Source organism: Rhodococcus ruber (genome assembly GCF_016804345.1).
Taxonomy (GTDB): domain Bacteria; phylum Actinomycetota; class Actinomycetes; order Mycobacteriales; family Mycobacteriaceae; genus Rhodococcus; species Rhodococcus ruber.
In genome coordinates this window covers 2221052-2246419 of the sequence record NZ_CP044211.1, presented here as the reverse complement: position 1 = coordinate 2246419, position 25368 = coordinate 2221052, and the positions used below count along the sequence as shown (strand labels likewise).

The following is a 25368-nucleotide window of genomic DNA, read 5'->3' as shown; positions in this document are numbered from 1 at the left end:
GTATGCCCGCACCGCTACCGCTCGATCCGATCGCCGAGGCCCACCGCCAGTGGACGGCCCACGGCTGGGGCGAGGTCGCGGACGGCATGGCCGCGGTGACCTCGGTGATGCGCGCGCAGCAGATCATGATGGCGCGGGTCGAGGAGGTCCTCAAACCGTTCGGGCTCACCTTCGCCCGGTACGAGCTGCTGACGCTGCTGCATTTCACCCGGACCGGGGCGCTGCCGATGGCGAAGGCCAGCGCCCGCCTGCAGGTCCACCCGACCAGCGTCACGAACGCCGTGGACCGGCTCGAGACCGCCGGTCTGGTGCGCCGCACCCCGCACCCGAGCGACCGTCGCGCGACGTTGGTGGAACTGACCGACGAGGGACGCGCGCTGGCCGTCGCGACCACCGAGAAGCTCAACGCCGAGGTGTTCGCGCGCCCCGGCGTGCCCGACGATCAGCTCGAGACGCTGCTGCGCATCCTGGCGGGCCTGCGCCACGACGCCGGCGACTTCGACACCGGCGGCGAGCCCAGCCGCTGGTGAAACACACCGGGGCCGTTCCGCACGAGTGCGGAACGGCCCCGGTGTGTTTCGGACGATCAGGCGTGCTCGAACTTCGGTGCACGCTTCTCGACGAACGCGGCCATGCCTTCCTTCTGGTCGGCGGTGGCGAACGTCGAGTGGAACACCCGGCGTTCGAACTTCACGCCCTCGGCGAGGGTGGTCTCGAAGGACCGGTTCACCGCTTCCTTGGCCATCATCGCGACGGGCAGCGACATCGACGCGATCGTGGTCGCGGCCTCGAGCGCCACGTCGAACAGTTCCGCGGCCGGCACGACGCGCGAGACCAGGCCCGCCCGCTCGGCCTCCTCGGCGTCCATGTTCCGGCCGGTCAGGCACATGTCCATCGCCTTGGCCTTGCCCACGGCGCGGGTGAGCCGCTGCGAGCCGCCGATGCCGGGGATGACGCCGAGCTTGATCTCGGGCTGGCCGAACTTGGCGGTGTCCGAGGCGATGATGAAGTCGCACAGCATCGCCAGTTCGCAGCCGCCGCCGAGGGCGTACCCGGAGACGGCGGCGACGATCGGCTTCCGGATCGACGAGAGCCGATCCCACTGGGAGAACAGATCTTCCGCGTACACCTCGGAGAACGTCTTCGGCGCCATCTCCTTGATGTCCGCGCCCGCGGCGAACGCCTTCTCGGATCCGGTGAGCAGGATCGCACCGATGCCGGCGTCGGCGTCGAGTTCCTCGACGGCCGCCACCACCTCGCGCATCAGCTGGCTGTTGAGGGCGTTGAGCGCCTTGGGCCGGTTGAGCGTGATGATGCCGACGCGGTCCTTGCGGTCGAGCAGGATCGTCTCGAAGTCCGTCACTGGGTTTCCTGTTCTGTCGAGCGGTTGCGGATCTCGGTGATGATGGCCGAGAAGTCCAGCCCGCCGCCACCCGAGGTGTTGAACCGGTGGTAGATCTCCGCGGCCCGCAGACCCAGTTCGGCGTCGACGTTGTTGGTGCGCAACGCATTCGCGGCCAGGCCGAGGTCCTTGTCCATGAGCGCGGCGGCGAACCCGGGCTGGTAGTCGTTGTTGGCGGGGGTGGTGGGCACCGGGCCGGGCACCGGGCAGTTGCTGGTCAGCGCCCAGCACTGGCCGGAGGCGTTGGACGCGACGTCGAAGAGGGCCTGGTTGGTCAGGCCGAGCTTCTCACCGAGGACGAAGGCCTCGCTGATCGCGATCATCGACACGCCGAGGATCATGTTGTTGCAGATCTTGGCGGCCTGGCCGACGCCGGACCCGCCGCAGTGCACGACCTTGCGGCCCATGACCTCGAGCAGCGGCTTCGCGGCCTCGAAGTCCTCCTCCGACCCGCCGACCATGAAGGCCAGGGTGCCGGCGGCGGCGCCCGCGACACCGCCGGAGACGGGCGCGTCGATCGCGCGGTGCCCGGCCTGCACCGCCTCCTCGTGGGCGGCGCGGGCGTCGGCGACGTCGATGGTGGAGCTGTCGACGAACAGGGTGTTCGGCCGAGCGGCCGGCAGGACCTCGTCGTACAGCTTCAGCACGAGGGCACCGTTGGGCAGCATGGTGATCACGACGTCGGCGTCGCGGACCGCGTCGGTCGCGGACTCGACGATCGTGAGGCCGTCGGCGCGGCCCTGTTCCTGGGCCGCGGGCACCGGGTCGTAGCCGGTGACCGGGTAGCCGGCCTTGACGAGGTTCGCGGCCATCGGCCCGCCCATGTGGCCGAGACCGAGGAAGGCGACGTTCGGCAGAGTGCTCATGTCAGGCGGTTTCCTTCTCGGGTGCGGCGAGGCCGAGTTCGAGCTCGCCGAGGGGCTGGAAGTACGCGTCGACGTCGGCGTCGGTGACGTCGGCGAGGGTCGCCGGCGACCACGCCGGGTTGCGGTCCTTGTCGACCACCTGCGCGCGGATGCCCTCGACGAGATCGTGCGAGCGCAGTGACGCCAGCGAGACCCGGTACTCCTCGTTCAGCACCTCTTCGAGGCTGCCGAGTTCGCGGGCGTGCCGCACCGAGCGCAGGGTCGCCTTCAGCGCGACGGGCGACTTGCCGAGGATCTGCTCGGCGGCCGCGCGGGCCTCGGGCTCCTCGGCGGCCTGCAGGCGGGCGACGATCTCCTCGACGGTCGGCGCGGAGTAGGCGGCGTCGATCCAGGAGCGCTGCGCGAGCAGCGGCGACTCCGGGGCCGGTCGGGCGAATTCGGCGAGCGCCTCGTCGACCGTGCCGGATTCGAGGGCGGCGACGAATTTGTCGAGCGCCTCGGACGGCACGAAATGGTCGGCGAAACCGAGGGCTATGGCGTCGCCGGCCTTCATGCGACCGGTGGTCAGCGCGAGGTGGGTGCCGAGCTCGCCCGGGGCGCGCGAGAGCAGCCAGGTGCCGCCCACGTCGGGGACGAAGCCGATGCCCACCTCGGGCATCGCGATCGTGGAGCGTTCGGTGACGATCCGGACGTTGCCGTGGGCGGCGATCCCGACGCCGCCGCCCATGACGATGCCGTCCATGATCGCGACGTACGGCTTCGGGTAGCGGCCGATGGCGGCGTTGAGGATGTACTCGTCGCGCCAGAAGTCCTGCGAGCCGGTGCCGCCGTCGCGGGCGTCGTGGTAGATCGAGACGATGTCGCCGCCGGCGCACAGGCCGCGCTCCCCCGCCCCGTCCACGACGACCGCGCGGACCGAGTCGTCCCCGGCCCACTCGTCGAGCGCGGCGGCCATCGCCTTCACCATGTCGTAGTTCAGGGCGTTGATGGCCTTGGGCCGGTTGAGGGTGATCCGGCCGATGCCGCCGGAGACCCGGACGAGGACGTCTTCCGTCTCGGTCATTTCGCTCCGTTCTGCGCCGCGGCCACCACGCTGCGCGCGACGACCACCCGCATGATCTCGTTGGTTCCTTCGAGGATCTGGTGTACGCGCAGATCCCGCACGATCTTCTCGAGTCCGTACTCGGCAAGATAGCCGTAACCACCGTGCAGTTGCAGCGCGTCGTTGGCGACGTCGAAGCAGGCGTCGGTGGCGAACCGCTTCGCCATCGCGCACAGCTCGACGACGTCGTCGGCACCCCGGTCGAGGGCGTCGGCGGCGCGCCAGAGCAGCGTGCGGGAGGCTTCGATGCCGGTGCGCATGTCGGCGAGCCGGAACTGCAGGGCCTGCGAGTCGAGCAGCCGCTCGCCGAACGCCTTGCGCTCGGCGAGATACCCGACGGTCTTGTCGAGCGCGGCCTGGGCGCCACCGACCGAGCACGCGGCGATGTTGAGCCGGCCGCCGTTGAGCCCGTGCATGGCGATGCGGAAGCCGCTGCCCTCCTCGCCGAGGAGGTTCTCGGCGGGCACGCGGGCGCCGTCGAAGATCACCTGACGGGTGGGCTGGGCGTTCCAGCCCATCTTCTTCTCGTTGGCACCGAAGGACAGCCCGGGGGTGTCCTTCGGGACGATGATCGCGGAGATGCCGCGCGGGCCGGGCTCACCGGTGCGGGCCATCACCACGTACACGTCCGACGTGCCGGCGCCGGAGATGAACTGCTTGCCGCCGGTCAGGACGTACTCGTCGCCGTCGCGGACGGCCCTGGTGCTCAGGGCCGCCGCGTCGGAGCCGGCGCCGGGCTCGGTCAGGCAGTAGCTGGCGAGCTGGTCCATCGTGCACAGTCCGGGGACCCAGCGGCGGCGCTGCTCGTCGTTGCCGAACCGGTCGATCATCCACGTGACCATGTTGTGGATGGAGATGTACGCGGCGATCGACGGGCAGCCCTTGGCGAGTTCCTCGAAGATCCGGACGGAGTCGAGACGGCGCAGGCCCGACCCGCCGACGTCCTCGCGGACGTAGATGCCGCCCATGCCGAGCGCCGCGGCCTTGCGCAGGACGTCGACCGGGAAGTGCTTGTTCTGGTCCCATTCGACCGCGTTCGGGGCGAGGAACTCGGCGGCGAAGTCGCGGGCGGTGTCGCGGATCGCCCGGTCGTCGTCGGTGAGGGTGAACATCTGCTACCTCTGCCTAGTCCATCGTCGGGATGACGAAGTGATCCGCGTGCTCCTTGACGCCGGAGAACCAGCGCTGGGTGACCGTCTTGGTCTTGGTGTAGAAGCGGATCGAGTCCGGTCCGTGCTGGTTGAGGTCGCCGAAGCCGGACCGCTTCCAGCCGCCGAAGGTGTGGTACGCGATCGGCACCGGGATGGGCACGTTCACGCCGACCATGCCGACGTTGACACGGTTGGTGAAGTCGCGGGCGGTGTCGCCGTCGCGGGTGAAGATCGCCACGCCGTTGCCGTACTCGTGCTCCGAGGGCAGCCGCAGGGCCTCCTCGTAGTCGTGCGCGCGGACGACGATCACGACGGGGCCGAAGATCTCCTCGCGGTAGATCTTCATCTCGGGGGTGACGTTGTCGAACAGGGTGGCGCCGGAGAAGAAGCCGTTCTCGTGGCCCTCGAGCACGAAGTCGCGCCCGTCGACGACGAGCTGCGCGCCCTCGTCGATGCCGGACTGGATGTAGTCGTGCACCCGCTGGCGCGCCTCGGCGGTGACCAGCGGGCCGAAGTCGGCGTTCGGGTCGTCACTGCGGCCGACCTTCAGCTTTCCGACGCGTTCGGTGAGCTTGGCGACGAGCGCATCGGCGGCCTCCTCGCCGACCGGCACGGCGACGGAGATCGCCATGCAGCGCTCACCGGCGGAGCCGTAGCCGGCGCCGACGAGGGCGTCCGCCACCTGGTCCATGTCGGCGTCGGGCATGACGATCGCGTGGTTCTTGGCGCCGCCGAAGCACTGGGCGCGCTTGCCGTGGGCGGCGGCGGTCTCGTAGATGTACTGGGCGATCGGGGTGGAGCCGACGAAGCCGACGGCCTTGATGCGCTCGTCTGTGAGCAGCACGTCGACGACGGTCTTGTCGCCGTTGACGACGTTGAACACGCCGGCGGGCAGCCCGGCCTCGATGAACAGCTCGGCCAGGCGCAGCGGCACGGACGGGTCGCGCTCGGAAGGTTTGAGCACGAACGCGTTTCCGCACGCGATGGCCGGGCCGGCCTTCCACAGCGGGATCATCGCGGGGAAGTTGAACGGGGTGATGCCGGCGACGACGCCGAGCGGCTGGCGCATCGAGTAGACGTCGATGCCGGTGCCGGCGGAGTCGGTGAACTCGCCCTTGAGCAGGTGCGGGATGCCGGTGGCGAACTCGATCACCTCGAGGCCGCGCTGGATGTCGCCCTTGGCGTCGGCGACGGTCTTGCCGTGCTCGGAGGACAGCAACCGGGCCAGGTTCTCCATGTCGTCCTGCACGAGCTGCAGGAACTTCATCAGCACCCGGGCGCGCTTCTGCGGGTTGAACGCCGCCCATTCCTTCTGCGCCTCGACGGCGTTCGCGATGACGGCCTCGGTCTCGGCGACGTCGGCGAGGGGAACGCGGGCCTGCACCTCACCGGTGTTGGGGTCGAAGACGTCGGCGAACCGGTCGGAGGCGCCGGGGATGTGCTTGCCCCCGACGAAGTGGGTGAGTTCTCGAACGCTCATGTCCGGATCCGTCCTAACTGGTCGAATTCTGGTGTTTCGGTGGGATGATCGGGGGCAGCGGGCGGCACCCCCAGCAATGTGTGCTCATCCTATAGTTGGAAGTCCATGTATGTCCACAGGCGGCTTCGCCGCCGGTGTCTCCTTTGGGCTGCCCCAGCCGCCCAAAGGACGCACGGGCCGCGGAGCGGCCTATCGCAGCCGCCGGTACATCTCCTCGAGGTCCGACGTGCCGCGGAGGACGACCGACTCGTCCGTGCCGCCCGCCCGCAGCGCCCGGCGCAGCAGCGTCGGATCGAGATCCTCGGGCGCGGGCCGGTACGGCTCGGCCGGCAGATCCGGCAACCGGATCTCGTTCCCGTAGAAATCCTCGTCGCCGGCCTCGGCCTCGTCCACCCCACCGATCACCGTGCTCAGGTCGACCCCGCGCAGGGTGAGCACCGCCAGCGGCTGCTCGTCGACGTGCTCGGCCAGCAGGTAGGCCACCGCCGCCGCGTGCTTGCACGGCCACCCGTCGTCCGGGCAGGTGCAATCGAAGTCCAGCTCACCGGCACGCCGCGGGAGCAGCAGCGGACCCAGCTCCTCCGGCAGCGCACCCCCCGCGAGCCGGACCAGCATGCCCGGCGCGGACCGCACCCGGTCGATCAGGTCCGCGACCGCGTCCTCGTCGAGGGTGCGGATGGTCACCGTCGAGGTGAACGGGCGCAGCTGGCTGCCCTGCACCTCCCCCACCGCCGCGCCGGGCTCGAGCCGCATCGAGACCACCTGACCCGACCGGGCATAGGTCCGGCCCCGCGCGAGCCGGCCCTTGTCGGCGACCTGCTCCATCGCCGCAACCAGCTCCTTCGACCACCAGGTGCGTCCGATCGAGCCGCGTTTGGTCCGCGCCTCGATGCCGCCGACGACCCGCCGGCGCTTGCCGTAGCGATCGAACCCGCCCGCCGGGCTCATTCGCCCACCGCCTCGTCGCCCAGGGACAGCAGCGAGTGCAGTTGCTCGGTGGACAGCTCGGTGATCCAGTTCTCGCCGGCTCCCACGGCGAGCTCCGCCAATTCCTGCTTCCCCGAGATCATCTCGTCGATCCGCTCCTCCAGGGTGCCGACGCACACGAGCTTGCGGACCTGCACGTCGCGGCGCTGGCCGATGCGGAACGCCCGGTCGGTGGCCTGGTTCTCCACCGCCGGGTTCCACCAACGATCCAGGTGCACCACGTGATTCGCGGCCGTCAGGTTCAAACCGGTACCGCCGGCCTTGAGCGAGAGCAGCATCATCGGCGGACCGTCGTCGCCCTGGAACGCGGCGACCATCGCATCGCGCCGGCCCTTGGACACGCCGCCGTGCAGGAACGGCACCGTGGTGCCGAAGCGCTCGGCCAGATACGGCGCGATCAGGTCGCCGAACTCCCGGAACTGCGTGAACAGCAGGGCCTTCTCGCCGTCGGCGAGGATCGACTCGACGATGTCCTCCACCAGCCCGAGCTTGCCCGACCGGTGCCGGCCGCGGCGCAGCACCCCGGAGCCGTCGCCCAGGTAGTGCGCCGGATGGTTGCACACCTGTTTGAGCCGGGTCAGCGCGGCGAGCACCGCGCCCTTGCGGGCCATCCCCTCCTTGTCCCGGATCTGCCGCATCATCTCGTCGACCACCGCCCGGTACAGCGCCGCCTGCTCGGCGGTGAGATTGGCCCGCACCGTCTGCTCGAACTTCTCCGGCAGATCCGAGATCACCGACGGGTCGGTCTTGACGCGGCGCAGCACGAACGGCGACGTGAGCGCCCGCAACCGCGCGGCGGCCGCCGCGTCGCGTTCCCGCTCGATCGGAACGGCGAACCGGGCGCGGAACGTCGCCGGCGAACCGAGCAGGCGGGGATTGGCGAAGTCGAGGATCGAGCGCAGCTCCTCGAGCCGGTTCTCGACGGGGGTGCCGGTGAGCGCGATGCGGTGCCGCGCGGGGACCGCCCGCGTCGCGCGGGACTGCGCGGTCGCGGCATTCTTCACGTGCTGGGCCTCGTCGAGCACCACCCGGCCCCACCGCAGCGACCGCAACTGCGTCACGTCCCGCGCGACGAGCGCGTACGTCGTGATCACCAGGTCGCTGTCGGCGACCGCCGCGGCCAGGGCGGCGTCGCGCAGCCGCGCCGGGCCGTGGTGGACGTGCACGCGCAGGCCCGGCACGAACCGCTGGGCCTCGCGCTGCCAGTTGCCCACCACCGACATCGGGCACACCAGCAGCGTCGGATCGGTGGCGACGTCGCCGGCCCGTTCGTGGGCGAGCAGCGCGAGCACCTGCACGGTCTTGCCGAGACCCATGTCGTCGGCCAGCACGGCGCCGAGCCCGAGGCCGCTCATGAACGCCAGCCACTCGAGGCCGCGCTGCTGGTACGGGCGCAGGGTCGCATGCAGGCCGGGCGGGGACGGCACCGCCTCGGGCCGGACCTGCCCGTCGAGCAGGGTCGCGACCCAGCCGGTCGCGGCGACGTCGGTGACCTCCACCGGTGGTGGCTCGTCGCCGGTGAACCGGCCGAACAACGTCGCCAGCGTCGCGTCCGTCGCGCCCTGGCCGGCGACGTAGCGGGCGGCCCGGGCGAGCGCGAGCGGATCCGCCTGCACCCACTTGCCGCGCAGCTTGACCAGGTCGCTGTTGGCCGCGATCAGCCGTTCCATCTCGGCGGGGGTGAGCAGCATGTCGCCCACGGCGAGCTGCCACTCGAACGAGACGAGCGCGTTCATGCCGACGGTGTCGTCCTCGGCGGCGACGGGCGCCACCGGCGAGGACACCTGCAGCCGCAGCGACGGCTCGAGCCGCGCCCAGGCGCGGGGCAGCAGCAGCGCCACGCCGGCGTCCGCCAGTGCGCGGCCGCCGTGCTCCACCAGATCTGTCACCACCCCGGTCGGCAGCAACAGGTCGAGGCTGTCCGGGTCGCGCGGCACGTCCTGCAACCGCGGATACGCCTTCAGGGCGGCGCCGAGCTTGCGGATCCCGATCTGCAGCAGCTGCGCGTCGGAGCCGTCCACCGGCACCGGCGCCGGTGCCTGTCCCTCCGAGCGCAGACACACCTCGAGCCGCCACAGGGTGTCGGCGCCGATGGCCTCGTCCTCGTCGTCTTCCGGCTCGACGAGTCGCAGCACCAGGTCGGGCTCGTTTCCGGCGAGCGAGGACCGCCATTCGTCCAGTGCGTCGGCCATGCGCTGGGTGCCACTGTGGTGCGGTTGCCCCTCGGCCAGGGCCGCGATCAACGGGTGCAGGGAAGTACCGACGTTGCCGATCAGGGACCGGGTGATCGGATCGGTGAGTTCGGTGACGAGGTCGTCGAGCAGCACCGCGGGCCGCCCGGCCTGCCGCTGCACCGGCGGCATCGCGGCGGACAGCTCGGCCGTCCAGGCTCGGATCCGGTCGCCGCCGAGCAGGCGCCACCGCGCCCACCACTGCCCGTCGGCGCGGTGCAGTTCCGGGGCCACCCGCCCGGCCTGTGCCCACCGCTCGATGCCGCGGGCGACGTGGGCGAGGTACCGCAGGTCCCCGGCCACCGTCTCGGCGTGCCGGGGCAACGCCAGCAGCAGCTCCGCGGCGTCGGCAGGCGCGATCGCCACCGCGGGGAGCGGCCGCGGTGCGTCGTCGCCGGGCAGTCGCAGTTCGACGCGGTGCCGGAACGGGCGGTCGATCCATCGGCGCAGGACAGCCGGTGTGTCGTCGGCCGGGTGCTCGTCGTCGCGCCACAGCATCAGGCCCGCCCCCGGTGACCACAACCCGTGCAGCATGCCCACCATGGTGCCAGTCGTGCCCGACACCGCCGGCGCAGGCCGGGGCGCGGGACGAGCGGGCGTGCGCCGGGGACGATCGACCCTGGATCGGGCCGGGCCCCCGGAGGACACTGGGCTGCAGGTGCACCCACCAGGAGACTGCGATGTCGATCATGATCCAGGTCCTCGAGCAGACCTACAGCGCCCACACCCCGTGGGAGCAGGTCAAGTACGCGTTCGTCGACTCCGAGCACGTCACCGCGATGCGACTCGACGGACAGTGCGGCGTGTGGCTCGACGGAACGAAACACGGTGAGTCCCATCGGCTCGCCGCCACCACGACCGCGGAGCAGGCGGTGTTCTTCCTGCTGACCGTGTTCGACCGGGTCGCCGAGTGCAAGCAGCACGGCGGGTCGTGGATCGTCGGGCACGACGGCCGCACCATCGAATCCATCCACGCGGTCCGGTTTCCGTTGACGACCGACGGCTGAGCCGGCGCCGGCGCCGGCGCTGTCGGGGCGATCGGTGAGAATGTCCGCGTGCGAGGGGGCGCAGTTTTCTGGGGGCTGGTGGTGGCGGTCGCGATCGCCGTGTCGTGGGGGTGGGACCGGATCGAGTCGAACGCGCCACCGGCACCGGGCAGCCCCGCACGCGGCGCGCTCGAACAACTCTTGGCGCGGGCGGCGGTGGTGCCGCACCGGCCGCAGGTGCCGGGGTACGAGCGCGGGTGCGGGCCGGGCGAGGGATGTGTGTTCGGGGAGGCGTGGTCGGACGATCATCCGGGCCCGGGTGGGCGCGACGGGTGCGACACCCGCAACAACGTGCTCGCCCGGGATCTGCGCGACGTGGCGTTCCGGCCCGGCAGCGGCGACTGCATCGTGCTGTCGGGCACGCTGTCCGACCCCTACACCGGTGCCCGGCTCGAGTTCCGTCGCGCCGAGGGCCGAGCCGTGCAGATCGACCACATCTATCCCCTGGCGGCGGCGTGGGACCTCGGTGCGGCGGAGTGGCCGGTCGAGCGGCGCCGGCAGTTCGCCAACGACGTCGCCTTCAACCTGATCGCGGTGGACGGGCCGGCGAATCAGGACAAGCGCGATCACACCCCGGCCGAGTGGCTGCCGCCCGCGGTGGCGTACCGCTGCTGGTTCGCGGGCAAGTACCTGTCGGTGGCGGTGCGGTACGGGCTGCCGATCACGGCGGCCGACCGGGAGGCGCTGGCGGCGACGATCGCCGCGTGCTGAGGGCGCCGTGCCCCGCGTCCTCGCGACGGGAACTAGCGTGGCACGCATGCTCTCGCGCATCACCAAGGACACCCGTCTGTGCATCTCCCTGTCGGGACGGCCGAGCAACATCGGCACCCGCTTCCACAACTACCTCTACGACGAGCTCGGTCTCGACTACGTGTACAAGGCGTTCACCACCACCGATCTGCCGTCGGCCGTGGCAGGGATCCGCGGCCTCGGCATCCGGGGGTGCGGGGTGTCGATGCCGTTCAAGGAGGCCGTGATTCCGTTGATCGACGAGCTGCACGACTCGGCGCGCGCCATCGAGTCGGTCAACACGATCGTCAACGAGGACGGCGTGCTGCACGCCTACAACACCGACTACCAGGCGGTGGCGGACCTGCTCCGCGAGCACGAGGTCGACCCGGGGATGCCGGCGGCCGTCGCGGGCAGCGGCGGGATGGCCAAGGCCGTCGTGGCGGCCCTGCGCGACAGCGGGTTCACCGACGTGTCGGTGATCGCCCGCAACGAGGAGACGGGAGCCGCCCTGGCTCGGCAGTACGGGTTCGACTGGCGCACCGAGCTCGACGGACGCACGCCGGGATTGCTCGTCAACGCCACCCCCGTCGGGATGACCGGTGGTCGCGAATCGGAGCAGCTGCCGTTCCCCGCGGCCGCGGTGGCCGCCGCGTCGACGGTGTTCGACGTCGTGGCGATGCCCCCGGAGACACCGCTGATCCGTGCGGCCCGCGCGCACGGGCTGCCGGTGATCACCGGCGCCGAGGTCATCGCCCTGCAGGCGGCGCAGCAGTTCGCGCTGTACACCGGGGTGACCCCGACGCCCGAGCAGGTGCGCCGCGCGTCGGAGTTCTCCCGCTCGCAGGGGTGATCGCGGGTCCTCACGCCCCGGTGGCGACCTCCCGGGCCGGGTCCTGGCACCACTGCGACCACGACCCCGGGAACAGCGCGGCCTCGATACCCGCCACGGCCAGTGCCGCGATGTCGTGGGTCGCGGTGATCCCGGACCCGCAGTACACGGCGACGGGACGGTCCCCGCACAGTGCGGTGAATCGTGCGGCGAGTTCCTCGGCGGATCGGAACGTGCCGTCCGCCCGGAGGTTGTCCGTGGCGGGGGCGCTGACCGCGCCGGGGATGTGCCCGGCGCGCGGGTCGACCGGCTCCTCGTCGCCGCGGTAGCGCGCGGCGGCTCGCGCGTCGAGCAGGGTTCCCCGCGCGGGGTATCGCCCGGCCTCGTCGATGTCGACCGTGGGCAGGTAGCCGCCGCGCAGGGTCACCGAGCCGGACTCGACGAATTCGCCGGGGCCCGCCGCCAGAGCACGGCCCGTCGCCGTCCACAGCGGCAGCCCGCCGTCGAGCAGGCGCACGTCCTTCAGACCCGCCCAGCGCAGCAGCCACCAGGCGCGGGCGGCGGCAAGGCCCCCGGTGTCGTCGTAGACGACGACGGTGTCGCCGTTGTCGATCCCCCACCGGCGGGCATGGTCCTGCAGCCGGGCGACGTCGGGCAGCGGGTGCCGGCCGCGGCCGGGAGATCCGGGGTCGGCGAGTTCGGTGGCGAGGTCGACGTACACCGCTCCGGGGATGTGGCCTTCGCGGTAGCGGTCCTCGCCGTCCGGGTCGTCGAGCGACCATCGCACGTCGAGCAGCACCGGAGGCGTGCCCGCCTCGACGAGGTCGGCCAGCTCGTCCACGGTCATCAGCACGGGATCGGCAACCATGCCCCCGATCCTGACACGTCGGCGCGGGCGGTGCCGGGCGGCGCGGGCGGTGCCGGTCCGCTGCGGCAGAATTGCCGCCCGTGTCCGATGCCCCCGCGCCCAGTCGTCCCGACTCGCTCATCCGGCCGCTCGGGGCGGGCGTCGTCACCGCTCTCGTCGGGTTCACCAGTTCGTTCGCGGTGGTGCTGACGGGGTTGCAGGCGGTGGGGGCGTCGCCGTCGCAGGCGGCCTCGGGGTTGTCGGCGCTCTGCCTGACCCAGGGTCTCGGCATCCTGTGGCTGGCACGGCGGTTCCGCACGCCGATCACGCTCGCGTGGTCCACGCCGGGCGCCGCGCTGCTCGCGGGCACCGGTGTGGTGGCGGGCGGCTGGCCGGCGGCGGTGGGCGCGTTCGTCGTCGTGGGCGCCGCGATCGTCCTGACGGGGCTGTGGCCGCGCCTCGGCGCGCTGATCGCGGCGATCCCCGCATCGTTGGCGCAGGCCATGCTCGCCGGGATTCTCGTGCCGCTCTGCCTCGCCCCGGTCGAGGGCGTGATGGACGCGCCCGCCGCGATCCTGCCGGTGGTGGCGACGTGGCTGGTGCTGCAGCGGCTGCGGCCACGCTGGGCGGTGCCGGGGGCGTTCGGGGCCGCGGCCGTGGTCGTCGCGATCCATCTGGTGCGCTCGGGAACCGCGCCGGCGGCGCGGGAGCTGGTGCCGGCGCTCGAGCTCACGGCCCCGGCGTGGACGTGGCAGGCGTTGCTCGGCATCGCCCTCCCCCTCTACATCGTGACGATGGCGTCGCAGAACATCCCGGGCACGGCCGTGCTCGACTCGTTCGGTTACGCCACGCCGTGGCGGGCGGCGATGACGGTCACGGGGCTCGGCACCGTCGCGGGAGCGACGGCCGGTGGGCACGCGATCAATCTCGCCGCGATCAGCGCCGCGCTGGCGGCGGCGCCCGAGGCCGAGCCCGACCCGGCGCGCCGATGGGTGGTCGCGTGGTGCGCGGGCTGGTCCTACCTGGCGCTGGCGGTGTGCTCGACCGGGCTCGCGACGGTCGTGGCGACGGCGCCCGACGGTGTGGTGGAGGCGGTGGCCGGGTTGGCCCTGCTCGCGACGCTCGGCGGGGCGCTGGCCTCGGCTCTGCGCGACGCGCCGGAACGCGAAGCAGCGGTCGTGACGTTCCTGGTCGCGGCGTCCGGTTGGAGCATGTTCGGTATCGGATCGGCATTCTGGGCGTTGATGGTCGGACTTGCCGTCCGCGTGGGACTATCGTCAGGACGGTGACGAACCGCCAGCCGACGACGCCCGCCGCCGACCCACCCGTTCCCGCCCGGTTTCCGGTCCTGTGGCCGATGCAGACCCGGTGGGCGGACAACGACCACTACGGCCACGTCAACAACGTCACCTATTACTCGTACTTCGACTCGGCCGTCAACGGGTGGCTGATGGCCACGACCGGGGTCGACATCCGGGAGCTGGACGCGATCGGCGTGGTCGCGGAGACGTCGTGCCGGTATCTGGCGGAGCTGTCGTTCCCGGACCGGCTGCGCGTGGGCCTGGCGGTGGAGCGGCTGGGAACCAGCAGCGTGACCTATTCGCTGGCGATCTTCCGGGAGGACGGCGAGGGGGGTCTGCAGGCGGCTGCGACCGGGCGGTTCGTGCACGTGTACGTCGACGCCCGCACGCGACGTCCCGTGGCGATCCCCAAGGAGATCAAGAAGGCGGTCGCGCAACTGGTGACGCCCCCGGCGGAGTAGTTCCCACCCACCAAGCATCCGCTTGGCATCATATTCATCTACCGGATTACACTCCGGGGCATCCGCACGTCCCCGACAGAGAGTGATCCGAAGATGCGCGATGCAGTCATCGTCGAAGCCGTCCGCACCCCCATCGGCAAGCGGGGCGGCGGCCTGTCCGGCGTTCACGCCGTCGAGCTGTCCGCCCACGTCCTGCGCACCCTCGCCGAGCGCACCGGCATCGACCCGAGCCTCGTCGACGACGTGCACTGGGGCACCGTGCAGTCCGTGGGCATGCAGTCCGGGAACATCGGCCGCATGGCGGTGCTCGGTGCGGGCTGGCCGGAGTCGGTGCCCGGCTTCACCATCGACCGGCAGTGCGGATCGTCCCAGCAGGCCGTCTCGACGGCGGCCGCGGCGGTGATCTCCGGCCAGGCCGACCTCGTCGTCGCCGGCGGCGTGGAGATCATGTCCGCGATCCCGCTCGGCTCCTCCGCGCCCGAAGGCACCGGGCAGATGGGCGGCCCGGCGCGCGAACGGTACGCCGACGAGCTCACCGCGCCCGGCTTCAACGGCCGCTTCAACCAGGGCGTCGGGGCCGAGATCATCGCCGAGCAGTGGGGCATCTCGCGCACCGAACTCGACGAGTACTCCGTCCGCTCGCACGAGCGTGCCGCCCGGGCCCAGGACGAGGGCCGGTTCGCGGACGAGATCGCGCCCTACACGCTGGCGGACGGCACCGTGATCGACTCCGACGAGGGTATCCGGCGCGGCTCCACCGTCGACAAGCTCGCCGGCCTGAAGGCCCCCTTCCGGGAGAACGGCGTGGTCACCGCCGGCAACGCGTCGCAGATCTCCGACGGCGCCTCCGGGCTGCTGATCACCACGTCGGAGCAGGCGAAGGCTCTGGGGCTGACGCCGCTCGCGCGCGTGCACACCGCCGTCGTCACCGGCGACGACCCGGTCAAGATGCTCACCGGTCCGATCCCGGCCACCGCCCTGGCGCTGAAGCGGTCGGGACTCTCGCTCGGCGACATCGACGCGTTCGAGGTCAACGAGGCCTTCGCCTCCGTGCCGCTCGCATGGCAGCGCGAGACCGGCGCACCGAGCGAGAAGCTGAACCCCCTGGGCGGCGCGATCGCCCTCGGCCACCCCCTCGGCGCCTCGGGCGGTCGTCTCGCCGCGACCCTGATCCACCACCTGCGCCACACCGGCGGCCGCTACGGTCTGCAGACCATGTGTGAGGGCGGGGGCACCGCCAACGCCACGATCTACGAAATCCTCTAGCCCGCACGCCGAGGCGCCTTCCGGGTTCGGTCCCGGAAGGCGCCTCAGCGCTGCGCGGAAGGCGCCTCAGCGCTGCGCGGAAGGCGCCTCAGCGCTGCGCGAGCCGCTCGAGCAGCGGCGCCGTGCGCGGACCCACCAGTTCGCGCATCACCAGCGCCATGTTGGTGCGCTCGACACCGGGGATCTCGAGGATCTGCCCGGCCAGCCGGTAGAGATCGTCGGCGTCCCGCGCGACCACCTTCACCGACAGGTCCGTCTGCCCCGTCATGCCGTACACCTCGGTGACCTCCGGGATCTGCCCGAGGGCCGCGACGACGGCGTCGAGCCGGTGCTGATCGACCCGGGTCGCGACGAACGCGGCCAGCGGGTAGCCGAGCGCCCGCGGATCCACCCGGCGCTCGAACGAGCCGAGAACCCCCTCCGCATCCCACCGCGCGAGCCGTGCCTGCACCGTGTTCCGGGACAGCCCGAGACGCTGGGACAACTCCACCCCGGTCGCCCGCGGGGTGCGCGCGAGCTCGAGCAGCATCCGGGCGTCGGTGGCATCGAGACTGGTCATGTTTCGCAGTATGACAGCGCCGGACCCCCCGAAACCGTGCTTGCTGCACAATCACGCGACGATCGATTGCGCACCTGCACCCCGCGTGGATCATGTGATGTACAACACAGGTTTGTCCGGGCGCCTCACGAGGGCGACCGGTCCCGCCATAGCGAGGTGGTGCACGGTGGTCGACAAGATTGCCTACCCGATCCAGCTGATCCAGCCCGACGGTCGACGGGTCCACAATCCCGAGTACTCCGCGCTCGTCGCCGACGTCGGACCCGACGAACTCCGGGCCCTGTACCGCGACATGGTCGTCGTCCGCCGCCTCGACGCCGAGGCCACCGCGCTGCAACGGCAGGGCGAACTCGGACTGTGGGCACCACTGCTCGGCCAGGAGGCCGCTCAGGTCGGCTCCGCGCACGCCCTGCACCGCGACGACTACGTCTTCACCAGCTACCGCGAGCACGGCGTGGCCTGGTGCCGCGGCGTCGACCCCGCCGACATGACCCGGTTGTGGCGGGGCTGCGCCCACTCCGGCTGGGACCCGGCCGCCGTGAACATGACCAACCCCGCGATCGTCGTCGGCTCCCAGGGGCTGCACGCCACCGGCTACGCGATGGGCGCCCACTTCGACGGCGCCGAGATCGCCACCGTCGTCTACTTCGGCGACGGCGCGACGAGTCAGGGCGACATCGCCGAGGCGCTCGGCTTCGCCGTCGCATGGGGGGTGGGCGTGGTCTTCTTCTGCCAGAACAACCACTGGGCGATCAGCAACCCGGTCCACTCGCACAGTCCCGTCCCGATCGCGCAGCGCGCCGCCGGGTACGGAATGCCGGCCGTGCAGGTCGACGGCAACGACGCGCTCGCGGTGCTCGCCGTCACCCGCCAGGCCACCCGGCACGCACGGGAGGGCAGCGGCCCGTCGTTCGTCGAGGCCGTCACCTACCGGATGGGCCCGCACACCACCTCCGACGACCCCACCCGCTACCGCACCCCGGCCGAGGCCGAACTGTGGCGGATGCGGGATCCGATCGACCGGCTCCACCGGCTGCTCGAGCGCGAGAGCCACGCCGATGCCGGGTTCTTCGACGAGGTCGGCGCCACCGCGGACGAGGCCGCGGCCCGGTTGCGCGCCGGCACCCTCGGCGCCCGGGATCCGGAGCCGCTGAGCATGTTCGACCACGTCTACGCCACCGACCACCCGGCGATCGCCGAGGAACGCACCCGCTACCGCGACTACCTCGCCGGTTTCGAGAACGCGACCCACGAGGAGGCGCTGTCATGACCACCACCACCCTGGCCCTCGGCGCCGCCCTCGGCGCCGGACTGCGCCGGGCCCTCGAACACGACCGCAAGGTGGTGATCATGGGAGAGGACGTCGGCCGGCTCGGCGGAGTCTTCCGCGTCACCGACACGTTGCAGAAGGACTTCGGCGACAACCGCGTCATCGACACCCCCCTCGCCGAATCCGGGATCGTGGGAACGGCTTTCGGCATGGCGCTGCGCGGCTACCGACCGGTGTGCGAGATCCAGTTCGACGGCTTCGTCTACCCCGCGTTCGACCAGATCGTCTCGCAGGTCGCCAAGATCCACTACCGCACCGCCGGGCGGGTCACCGCACCGCTGACCATCCGCATCCCCTACGGCGGCGGGATCGGGGCGGTCGAACACCATTCCGAGTCACCCGAGGCGTACTTCGCGCACACCGCCGGACTGCGGGTGGTCAGCCCGAGCAACCCGGCCGACGCCTACGCGATGATCCAGCAGGCCGTCGCCCTCGACGATCCGGTGATCTTCCTCGAGCCCAAGCGCCGGTACTGGGACCGCGCCGAGGTCGATCTCGACGCGGAGCCGGAGCTGCCGCTGGACCGGGCCCGCGTCACCCGCGCGGGCACGGACGTCACCGTCGTGACGTTCGGCTCGATGGTCGCGACCGCCCTGCAGGCCGCGCAGATCGCCGAGACCGAGGGGCATTCCGTGGAGGTGATCGATCTGCGGTCCGTCTCGCCCGTCGACTTCGACACCGTCGAGGCGTCGGTGCGGCGCACCGGACGCCTGGTCGTGGTGCAGGAGGCACCGCTGTTCTGCGGCATCGGCGCCGAGATCGCCGCCCGCCTCTCGGAACGCTGCTTCTACCAGCTCGAGGCGCCGGTGCTGCGGGTCGGCGGATTCGACATCCCCTATCCCCCGGCGAAACTCGAGGCGCACCACCTGCCCGACCCGGACCGCATCCTCGACGCCGTCGACCGCAGCCTCGCGGCGTGAGGACCGGGACATGGAGCAGAGCGTGAGCGAGCGCGGCGACGTGGCGGGCGGGCACAGCGAGGTGTTCCGGCTGCCGGACCTCGGTGAGGGCCTGACCGAGGCGGAACTGGTGTCGTGGACCGTGGCCGTCGGGGACCGGGTCGAGCTCAACCAGGTGATCGCGGAGGTCGAGACCGCCAAGGCGACCGTGGAACTGCCGTCCCCGTACGCCGGGACGGTCGCCGAACTGCTCGCCGAACCCGGCGACAGCGTGCCCGTGGGGAATCCGCTGATCCGGTTCACTCTCCCCGGCGCGGGCGACGGCGGCGGACCCGTGCAGGTGCTCGTCGGCTACGGTCCGGGCGCGGCCCCGGCGAGCAGGCGCGCGGCACGCGCCGCGGCGGCGCCGTCCCCGCAGGCGCCGGCCGGGGCGCGGCACCGGCCGGACGCCAAGCCGTCCGCCCGCCGCGAGGCCCGGGAGCTCGGCGTGGATCTCACCGGGGTGACCGGCACCGGTGCGGGCGGGGTGATCACCGTGCCCGACGTGCGCCGGGCCGCGGAGGCCCGCGACACGCAGCCGCCGGAAGCCGGACCGCCGCGCGAAACCCGCACCCCGATCCACGGGATCCGCAGACGCACCGCCGCCGCAGTGGCGCGCAGTGCCTTCACCGCCCCGCACGTCACCGTGTTCCTCACCTGCGACGTCACGGCGACGGTCGAGCTCGTCTCCCGGCTCCGCGGCGCGGCGGCCTTCGAGGGGCGGCATCCCACGCCGCTCACCGTGGTGGCCAAGGCGCTGCTGCGGGTGCTCGCGCACCAACCGGTCCTCAACGCGGCGTGGGACGAGGAGCACCAGGAGATCGTCACCCGTCACTACGTCAACCTGGGCATCGCGACCGCCACCGACGCGGGACTGATGGTGCCGGTGATCCACGACGCCGACCGCCTGTCGCTGCCGGACCTCGCCGACGCCGTCGCCCGGGCGGCGGAGACGGCCCGCTCGGGCCGGGCCACCCCGGCGGAGCTGACCGGCGGCACGGTGTCGATCACCAACGTGGGCGTGTTCGGGGTCGACACCGGCACCCCCATCCTCAATCCCGGGGAGACCGCCATCCTCGCGCTCGGTGCGATCGGCCCGCGCCCGTGGGTGGTGGACGGCGAGCTCGCCGTCCGGCAGGTCACGACGCTGTCGCTGTCGTTCGACCATCGGCTCGTCGACGGTGAGCAGGCCGCGCGGGCGCTGGCCGAGATCGGCGCGATCCTCACCGACCCGGTGCCGGAACTGCTCGCCGGCATCTGAGGGCCGGTAGCGTCGGGACATGTGAGCGCTCACGATCTTCGCCGTGCCCGCGCGGCCGTGTTCGCGACCTTCGGCGTCAACGGGTTCCTGCTCGCGATGTGGGTGGTGCACATCCCCGCGATCGAGCAGCGCGTCGGCATCGACCACGCCACGCTCGGTTCCCTGCTGCTGGTCCTCGCGGCGGGCGCGATCGCGGGGATGCAGGCCACCGGTCCGCTCGCCGACCGGTTCGGCAGCGACCGCACCACCGTCACCGCGGCAGTGCTGCTGGCGGCGGCGACCGTGGGCCCCGGTCTGGCCGGCGCGGCCTGGCAGCTGGGTGCCGCGCTCGCGGTGTTCGGGTTCGCCAACGGCGCGCTGGACGTGTCGATGAACTCGCAGGCCGTCGCGGTCGAGCAACGCTACCGGCGGCCGATCATGGCCGCGTTCCACGGGCTGTTCTCGGTGGGCGGGGTGGCCGGGTCGCTGGTGGGGGCGGGCACCCTGGCGGCCGGGCTCGCCCCGGCGGTGGCCCTGGGCGGGGCCGGCCTCGTCGGCATGCTCGTCGTCGTGGTCGCGGCGCCGCACCTCGTGCGGGTGCCGCGGGTCGAGCACCGGCACGGGTCCGGCCCGCGCGGCGGATACTCGCGGCGGGTGCTGCTGCTCGGCGGGCTCGCGTTCATGCTGATGCTCAGCGAGGGCGTCGCCAACGACTGGAGTGCCCTGCAGGTCAAGGAACAGCTGGGCAGCCCGGACGCGGTCGCGGCGTTGGCCTTCGGGGCGTTCTCCGCGACGATGACGCTCGGGCGCTTCGTCGCGGACCGGGTCAGCGCCCGCGTCGGTGCCGTCGCCGTCGTCCGGTACGGCACGCTGCTGGCGGGGGCCGGGATGGGCACCGTCATCGCCTCCCCGTGGCTGCCGGTGACGCTCGCCGGGTGGGCGTTGTTCGGGCTGGGCCTGTCCGGGGCCGTCCCGCAGATCTTCAGCGCCGCCGGGAACATCGATGCCGGCGCCCCGGGCCGCAACATGTCCCGCGTCGTCGGCATGGGATACATCGGGTTCCTGGCGGGCCCCGCCACCATCGGCTGGCTGTCGGAGGCGACGTCGCTCACCGTGGCGATGACGGTGCCGCTGGCGTGCGTGCTTGCCGCCGCCGCCCTCGCCGGCTCCGTCGGTGAGCGGAGCCGGCGCGCGCTCGAGCGGGTGGACGAATCGGTCGGCTAACGCGGCAGCACGGTCAGCACCCGCACGACGTGGTCGCGGAACTCGCGCATGTAGTTGCGGAGGAAGTCCTCGGTGCCGGCGTTGTGCACGCTGCCGTCGTCGCCGAAGACCTCGGGCGTGTAGTGGATGTACGCCTCCGGCGACGTCATCTGCCGGGCGTTGCAGAAGCTCAGCACGGCGCGCAGGCTCTGCTGCCCGACGGCGGTGCCGATCGCGCCGATGGACGCGCCGATCACGGCCGCCGGGATGTGATCGAACGAGTTCTGCCCCCACGGCCGCGACGCCCAGTCGATGGCGTTCTTCAAGGCGCCGGGAATCGACCGGTTGTACTCGGGTGAGACGAACAGCACCGCATCGACGGCGCCGATCGCGTCCTTGAGCGCCGCCCCCTCGGGCGGGTAGTTCGCGTCGTAGTCGGGGCTGTAGAGCGGCAGGTCCCGGATGGGGATCTCGACGAAGTCGAGATCGGACGGCGCGAGCCGGATCAGTGTCTTCGCCAGGATCCGGTTGATCGAGGTGGACGACAGGCTGCCGACGAAATAGCCGACCTTGTAGGTCCTGTCGGTGCCGGTCCGGGGCTGCTCGGTCCCCGAAGGCTCGGTCGCGGGGTGCTCGGTCACGGGACGCGTCCTTTCCGTCGGTGCGACGGGCCGGGCGCGGCCCGCCTGCCGCCTTCGACGGTCGCACACGAACGGGGCGTCCGCACGGTGTTCCGTGCGGACGCCCCGGGCGCGCCGAACTGCTTACAGCGCCTTGAGTTCCTCGGTGACCTCGGAGACCATCTTCTTCGCGTCGCCGAACAGCATGGAGGTCTGGTCGGCGGTGAACAGCGGGTTGTCGATGCCGGCGTAGCCGGAGGACATCGAGCGCTTGAGCACGATGACCGACTTGGACTGGTCGACGTTGAGGATGGGCATGCCGTAGATCGGGCTGGACGAATCCTGCCGGGCGGCGGGGTTGGTGACGTCGTTGGCACCGATGACGATGGTGACGTCGGTGCGGGAGAACTCGCCGTTGATGTCGTCCATCTCCTTGAGCGCCTCGTAGGGCACCTCGGCCTCGGCGAGCAGGACGTTCATGTGCCCGGGCATCCGGCCGGCGACCGGGTGGATGGCGTACTTGACCTCCACCCCCTTGTCCTCGAGCATTGCCGCCATCTCCTTGACCGCGTGCTGCGCCTGCGCCACGGCCAGGCCGTAGCCGGGCACCACGATGACCTGGTTGGCGTAGGCCATCTGGATCGCCGCGTCCGAGGCGGAGGTGGCCTTGACGGTGCCGCCCGCCCCGGCCGGGCCGGCGCCGGCGCCGCCGTCGCCGCCGAAGGAGCCGAACACGATCGCCGGGATCGACCGGTTCATCGCCTTGGCCATCAGGTTGGTCAGGATCGAACCCGACGCGCCGACGATCATGCCGGCGACGATCATCGCCTGGTTGTTCAGCGCCAGACCCGCGGCCGCCGCGGACAGACCGGTCAGGGCGTTGAGCAGCGAGATCACCACCGGCATGTCGGCGCCGCCGATCGGCAGCACCACGAACAGGCCCATCAGCCCGGCCACGACCAGCAGCGCCACGATCCACAGCGCCGAGGTGGGATCGTTGGCCGGATCGGCCGCGAGACCGATGTACACGGCGATCGCGATCGAGGCCAGCGCGAGCACGATGTTGGCCAGCTGGAAGGCCTTGGCCGCGCCGACGAGGCGGCGTTCGAGGTTCTTGTTCAGCAGCTCCTGCAGCTTGGCGAACGCCACCAGCGAGCCCCAGAACGAGACCGAGCCGACGATCGCGGCGAACAGCGAGCCGACCACCACGTGCACCGTGGGCTCCTCGGCGAGGGTGGTGAACCCGTCCGAGTCGAGGAACTCCGCCCACGCGATCAGCGCGACGGTGCCGCCACCGACACCGTTGAACAGCGCCACCAGCTGCGGCATCGCGGTCATCTTGGTGCGCAGCGCCGGCGGCACACCCAGGACCACACCCACGGCCAGGCCGGCGACGATCCACAGCCAGTTGTCGGTCTCGCGGATGTCGATCAGCACGGCGACGACCGCGACGAACATGCCGGCCGCGGCGATGTAGTTGCCGCGCACCGCGGTCTTCGGGCCGGTCAGGCCCATCAGACCGTAGATGAACATCGCGAACGCGACGATGTACAGGACGGAGACGAGGTAGCTCATTTCGCGTCGGCTCCCTTCTCCGCCACCGCAGGCGCGGTCTGCGGTGTCACTGGCTTCTTGGGTTTGAACATGCCCAGCATGCGGTCGGTGACGACGAAGCCGCCGACGACGTTGAGCGTGCCGAACACCAGCGCCACGAACAGGATGACCTTGATGCTCCACGGCGCGCCGGCGGGCAGGTGGCCGAAGACCACCAGCGCACCGAGCACCACGATGCCGTGGATGGCGTTGGTGCCCGACATCAGCGGGGTGTGCAGCGTGTTGGGCACCTTCGAAATCACGGCGAAGCCCACGAACCCGGCCAGCACCAGGATCGCGATGTTCGCCAACAGTTCCGTATACATCTAGACGTTCTCCTTCGAGCGGGTCACGCACGCGCCGGCGAGGATCTCGTCGGAGAAGTCCGGGGCGAGCCCGCCGTTCTCGTCGAGCATCAGCTCGAGCAGGGCCACGACGTTCTTCGAATACAGCTGCGAGGCGTGCTCGGGCATGGTCGCGGGCAGGTTCAGCGGCGAGCAGATCGTCACCGCGTGCTTGACCACGGTCTGCCCCGGTTCGGTCAGCTCGCAGTTGCCGCCGGTCTCCCCGGCCAGATCCACCACCACCGAACCGGGCTTCATGCCCTCCACGGCGGCGGCGGTCACCAGCCGCGGCGCGGGCCGGCCCGGCACCAGCGCGGTGGTGATCACCACGTCGAAGCCCTTGATGGCCTCCTCGAGCGCCGCCTGCTGCTGCGCGCGTTCGTCCTCGGTGAGCTCGCGGGCGTACCCGCCCTCCCCGGCCGCGTCGATCCCGAGATCGAGCCACTGCGCCCCGACCGAGCGGACCTGGTCGGCCACCTCCGGACGCACGTCGTACCCGGTGGTGCGCCCACCGAGGCGCTTGGCCGTGGCCAGCGCCTGCAGCCCGGCCACCCCGACACCGAGCACCAGCACCGTCGCCGGCTTGACCGTGCCCGCCGCGGTGGTGAGCATCGGGAAGAACCGGGTGGACTCCGACGCGGCGACCAGCACCGCCTTGTACCCGGCGACGTTCGCCTGCGACGACAGCGCATCCATCACCTGCGCGCGGGAGATCCGCGGGATCGACTCGACGGCGAACGCCTGCACCCCGGCCGCGGTGAGCGCCCCGATCTGGTTCTCGGCGTTACGGGGGGCGAGGAACCCGATCAGGGTCTGCCCCGACCGCAGCCGCGCGACCTCCGCGTCCGACGGCGGCGCCACCTTGAGCACCACGTCCGCCGACCACCCGTCCCCGATCCGCGCCCCGGCCTCGGCGTAGGCCTCGTCCGGGATCAGCGCACCGAGCCCGGCCCCGGACTCGACGACCACGTCGAGCCCCTTCTTGATCAACGACGGCACGATCATCGGCACCAGCGCGACCCGCCGCTCGCCGTCGTTGGTTTCCCGAACGACGCCGACGGTGGGTCGCGCTGTCACCGCACGTCCCGTACCCATATCCTCGGTTTCCAAAGTTTTCGACTCCTGCGTTGAATCGGCACCTCACCGCGATGAGCGGCGGGTCATGTGCGACGAGCGGCCGACTCGGGCCGTGCACTATGGGCGATGAGCCCAGTCAGACGTACCGCGCCCAGGTCGGGGGCGCAACCGTTCGGTTTCGTCTGAATCGAGTCCGAACAGTGAGTCGGTGCCAGAATGTGAGGTAGTTCACTTCACAATTCTGCCGTATCGGCCGTGAGGGAGGAGGCACGAGTCCATGGCACGTCGCAGTGTCGTCGTCGAGCGCGTCTACGACCATCCGGGCGACGAGGAGGCGTTCCGGGTGTTCGTCGACCGGCTGTGGCCGCGCGGCCTGCGCAAGGACGCGTTCCACCACGACGACTGGGCCAAGGACCTGGCGCCGTCGACCGGACTGCGCAAGTGGTACTCGCACGACGCGTCGCAGTTCGCCGAGTTCCGCGACCGGTACCTGACCGAATTGGACGGCCCGGACGCGCGGGCCGCGCTGGCGCGCGTCGACGCCCTGGCCGACGGCCGATCGATCGTCCTGCTCACCGCGACCCGGGACGTCGAGCACAGCGGCGCCGCCGTCCTCGCGGAACGGATGCGGGGTGCGCGATGAACGATGTGCCGGACGCCGGCGGCGACCCCGTCTGCTGGATGCATCGCGTCTGTCCCGACTGCGGTTTCTTCCTCGAGGAACCGGAGGCCCCGTGCCCGCGCTGCGGCGCCGTCCTCCTCC

The 25368-nt window shown here is 71.6% G+C and carries 25 protein-coding genes; 12 read left to right on the top strand and 13 right to left on the bottom strand.

All coding sequences use genetic code 11. The features are described from left to right. Nucleotides 1-2 precede the first annotated feature (2 nt). A complete protein-coding gene (locus F1734_RS10530) occupies nt 3-530 on the top strand; it encodes a MarR family winged helix-turn-helix transcriptional regulator (protein WP_010595854.1) in 528 nt (175 codons plus the stop codon). 56 nt (nt 531-586) lie between these two features. On the opposite strand, the gene F1734_RS10525 is transcribed toward F1734_RS10530, so the two are convergent. From F1734_RS10525 to F1734_RS10495, 7 genes are all read right to left on the bottom strand, one after another. Then, on the bottom strand, nt 587-1363 hold the full coding sequence (locus tag F1734_RS10525; protein WP_010595853.1) for an enoyl-CoA hydratase: 777 nt from the start codon (nt 1361-1363) through the stop codon (nt 587-589). Continuing rightward, on the bottom strand, nt 1360-2268 hold the full coding sequence (gene mmsB, locus F1734_RS10520; protein ID WP_017681721.1) for a 3-hydroxyisobutyrate dehydrogenase: 909 nt from the start codon (nt 2266-2268) through the stop codon (nt 1360-1362). The genes F1734_RS10525 and mmsB overlap by 4 nt, the downstream gene beginning before the upstream one ends. A 1-nt stretch (nt 2269) precedes the next feature. After that, nucleotides 2270-3331, bottom strand: coding sequence for an enoyl-CoA hydratase/isomerase family protein (locus tag F1734_RS10515; protein WP_017681722.1), 1062 nt, complete (start codon nt 3329-3331; stop codon nt 2270-2272). Continuing rightward, nucleotides 3328-4482 carry an isobutyryl-CoA dehydrogenase gene (locus F1734_RS10510; protein ID WP_010595850.1) on the bottom strand — a complete coding sequence of 385 codons (1155 nt, stop codon included), beginning with the start codon at nt 4480-4482 and terminating at the stop codon, nt 3328-3330. The genes F1734_RS10515 and F1734_RS10510 overlap by 4 nt, the downstream gene beginning before the upstream one ends. Before the next feature lie 13 nt (nt 4483-4495). Further along, nucleotides 4496-6001: a CoA-acylating methylmalonate-semialdehyde dehydrogenase gene (locus F1734_RS10505; protein WP_010595849.1), complete on the bottom strand. Its 1506-nt coding sequence runs from the start codon at nt 5999-6001 to the stop codon at nt 4496-4498. A gap of 189 nt (nt 6002-6190) precedes the next feature. Beyond that, a complete protein-coding gene (locus F1734_RS10500; protein ID WP_010595848.1) occupies nt 6191-6949 on the bottom strand; it encodes an SWIM zinc finger family protein in 759 nt (252 codons plus the stop codon). Beyond that, a complete protein-coding gene (locus tag F1734_RS10495) occupies nt 6946-9753 on the bottom strand; it encodes a DEAD/DEAH box helicase (protein WP_202637520.1) in 2808 nt (935 codons plus the stop codon). The genes F1734_RS10500 and F1734_RS10495 overlap by 4 nt, the downstream gene beginning before the upstream one ends. 146 nt (nt 9754-9899) lie before the next feature. On the opposite strand from F1734_RS10495, the gene F1734_RS10490 reads away from it, so the two are divergent. Genes F1734_RS10490 through F1734_RS10480 form a run of 3 tightly spaced genes read left to right on the top strand, consistent with a single transcriptional unit; the run spans nt 9900 to nt 11847 of the window. Beyond that, on the top strand, nt 9900-10226 hold the full coding sequence (locus F1734_RS10490; RefSeq protein ID WP_010595846.1) for a hypothetical protein: 327 nt from the start codon (nt 9900-9902) through the stop codon (nt 10224-10226). A gap of 48 nt (nt 10227-10274) precedes the next feature. Continuing rightward, on the top strand, nt 10275-10976 hold the full coding sequence (locus F1734_RS10485; RefSeq protein ID WP_026137996.1) for an HNH endonuclease family protein: 702 nt from the start codon (nt 10275-10277) through the stop codon (nt 10974-10976). A gap of 46 nt (nt 10977-11022) precedes the next feature. Further along, the gene (locus F1734_RS10480) at nt 11023-11847 is read left to right on the top strand and encodes a shikimate 5-dehydrogenase (protein WP_017681726.1); all 825 of its coding nucleotides are present in this window, start codon (nt 11023-11025) and stop codon (nt 11845-11847) included. A 10-nt stretch (nt 11848-11857) separates the two neighbouring features. Here F1734_RS10480 and F1734_RS10475 read toward each other — a convergent pair whose 3' ends face one another. Beyond that, on the bottom strand, nt 11858-12694 hold the full coding sequence (locus F1734_RS10475; protein ID WP_010595843.1) for a sulfurtransferase: 837 nt from the start codon (nt 12692-12694) through the stop codon (nt 11858-11860). Nucleotides 12695-12774: 80 nt separating this feature from the next. Here F1734_RS10475 and F1734_RS10470 point away from each other — a divergent pair, with 80 nt between their 5' ends. From F1734_RS10470 to F1734_RS10460, 3 genes are all read left to right on the top strand, one after another. After that, on the top strand, nt 12775-13962 hold the full coding sequence (locus F1734_RS10470) for a benzoate/H(+) symporter BenE family transporter (protein ID WP_017681727.1): 1188 nt from the start codon (nt 12775-12777) through the stop codon (nt 13960-13962). Next, complete coding sequence (locus tag F1734_RS10465) at nt 13959-14435, top strand: acyl-CoA thioesterase (RefSeq protein WP_003935212.1); 477 nt, start codon at nt 13959-13961, stop codon at nt 14433-14435. The genes F1734_RS10470 and F1734_RS10465 overlap by 4 nt, the downstream gene beginning before the upstream one ends. A 93-nt stretch (nt 14436-14528) precedes the next feature. After that, nucleotides 14529-15701: a thiolase family protein gene (locus F1734_RS10460; RefSeq protein ID WP_017681728.1), complete on the top strand. Its 1173-nt coding sequence runs from the start codon at nt 14529-14531 to the stop codon at nt 15699-15701. An 88-nt stretch (nt 15702-15789) separates the two neighbouring features. Here F1734_RS10460 and F1734_RS10455 read toward each other — a convergent pair whose 3' ends face one another. Continuing rightward, complete coding sequence (locus tag F1734_RS10455; protein WP_010595839.1) at nt 15790-16260, bottom strand: Lrp/AsnC family transcriptional regulator; 471 nt, start codon at nt 16258-16260, stop codon at nt 15790-15792. Between the two features lie 166 nt (nt 16261-16426). Here F1734_RS10455 and pdhA point away from each other — a divergent pair, with 166 nt between their 5' ends. From pdhA to F1734_RS10435, 4 genes are all read left to right on the top strand, one after another. Then, nucleotides 16427-17530 (top strand): pyruvate dehydrogenase (acetyl-transferring) E1 component subunit alpha, encoded by a 1104-nt coding sequence (pdhA, locus tag F1734_RS10450; RefSeq protein WP_017681729.1) that lies wholly within the window; start codon nt 16427-16429, stop codon nt 17528-17530. Continuing rightward, a complete protein-coding gene (locus F1734_RS10445) occupies nt 17527-18510 on the top strand; it encodes an alpha-ketoacid dehydrogenase subunit beta (RefSeq protein ID WP_010595837.1) in 984 nt (327 codons plus the stop codon). Before pdhA ends, F1734_RS10445 begins: the two co-directional genes overlap by 4 nt. Before the next feature lie 10 nt (nt 18511-18520). Further along, nucleotides 18521-19789 (top strand): dihydrolipoamide acetyltransferase family protein, encoded by a 1269-nt coding sequence (locus tag F1734_RS10440; RefSeq protein WP_010595836.1) that lies wholly within the window; start codon nt 18521-18523, stop codon nt 19787-19789. Between the two features lie 96 nt (nt 19790-19885). Next, nucleotides 19886-20992, top strand: a complete 1107-nt coding sequence (locus tag F1734_RS10435; protein WP_237211594.1) for an MFS transporter — start codon at nt 19886-19888, stop codon at nt 20990-20992. On the opposite strand, the gene F1734_RS10430 is transcribed toward F1734_RS10435, so the two are convergent. The 4 genes from F1734_RS10430 to F1734_RS10415 form a co-directional block, all read right to left on the bottom strand. Continuing rightward, on the bottom strand, nt 20989-21612 hold the full coding sequence (locus F1734_RS10430) for an NADPH-dependent FMN reductase (protein ID WP_010595833.1): 624 nt from the start codon (nt 21610-21612) through the stop codon (nt 20989-20991). The genes F1734_RS10435 and F1734_RS10430 overlap by 4 nt on opposite strands. A 123-nt stretch (nt 21613-21735) precedes the next feature. Next, nucleotides 21736-23166, bottom strand: a complete 1431-nt coding sequence (locus F1734_RS10425) for an NAD(P)(+) transhydrogenase (Re/Si-specific) subunit beta (RefSeq protein WP_010595832.1) — start codon at nt 23164-23166, stop codon at nt 21736-21738. Beyond that, nucleotides 23163-23510 carry an NAD(P) transhydrogenase subunit alpha part 2 gene (locus tag F1734_RS10420; RefSeq protein ID WP_010595831.1) on the bottom strand — a complete coding sequence of 116 codons (348 nt, stop codon included), beginning with the start codon at nt 23508-23510 and terminating at the stop codon, nt 23163-23165. The genes F1734_RS10425 and F1734_RS10420 overlap by 4 nt, the downstream gene beginning before the upstream one ends. After that, nucleotides 23511-24623 (bottom strand): Re/Si-specific NAD(P)(+) transhydrogenase subunit alpha, encoded by a 1113-nt coding sequence (locus F1734_RS10415; RefSeq protein WP_203011615.1) that lies wholly within the window; start codon nt 24621-24623, stop codon nt 23511-23513. A 259-nt stretch (nt 24624-24882) separates the two neighbouring features. On the opposite strand from F1734_RS10415, the gene F1734_RS10410 reads away from it, so the two are divergent. Beyond that, entirely contained in the window at nt 24883-25248 is a 366-nt protein-coding gene (locus tag F1734_RS10410; protein ID WP_017680382.1) for a DUF488 domain-containing protein, read from the top strand. Nucleotides 25249-25368: the final 120 nt, after the last annotated feature.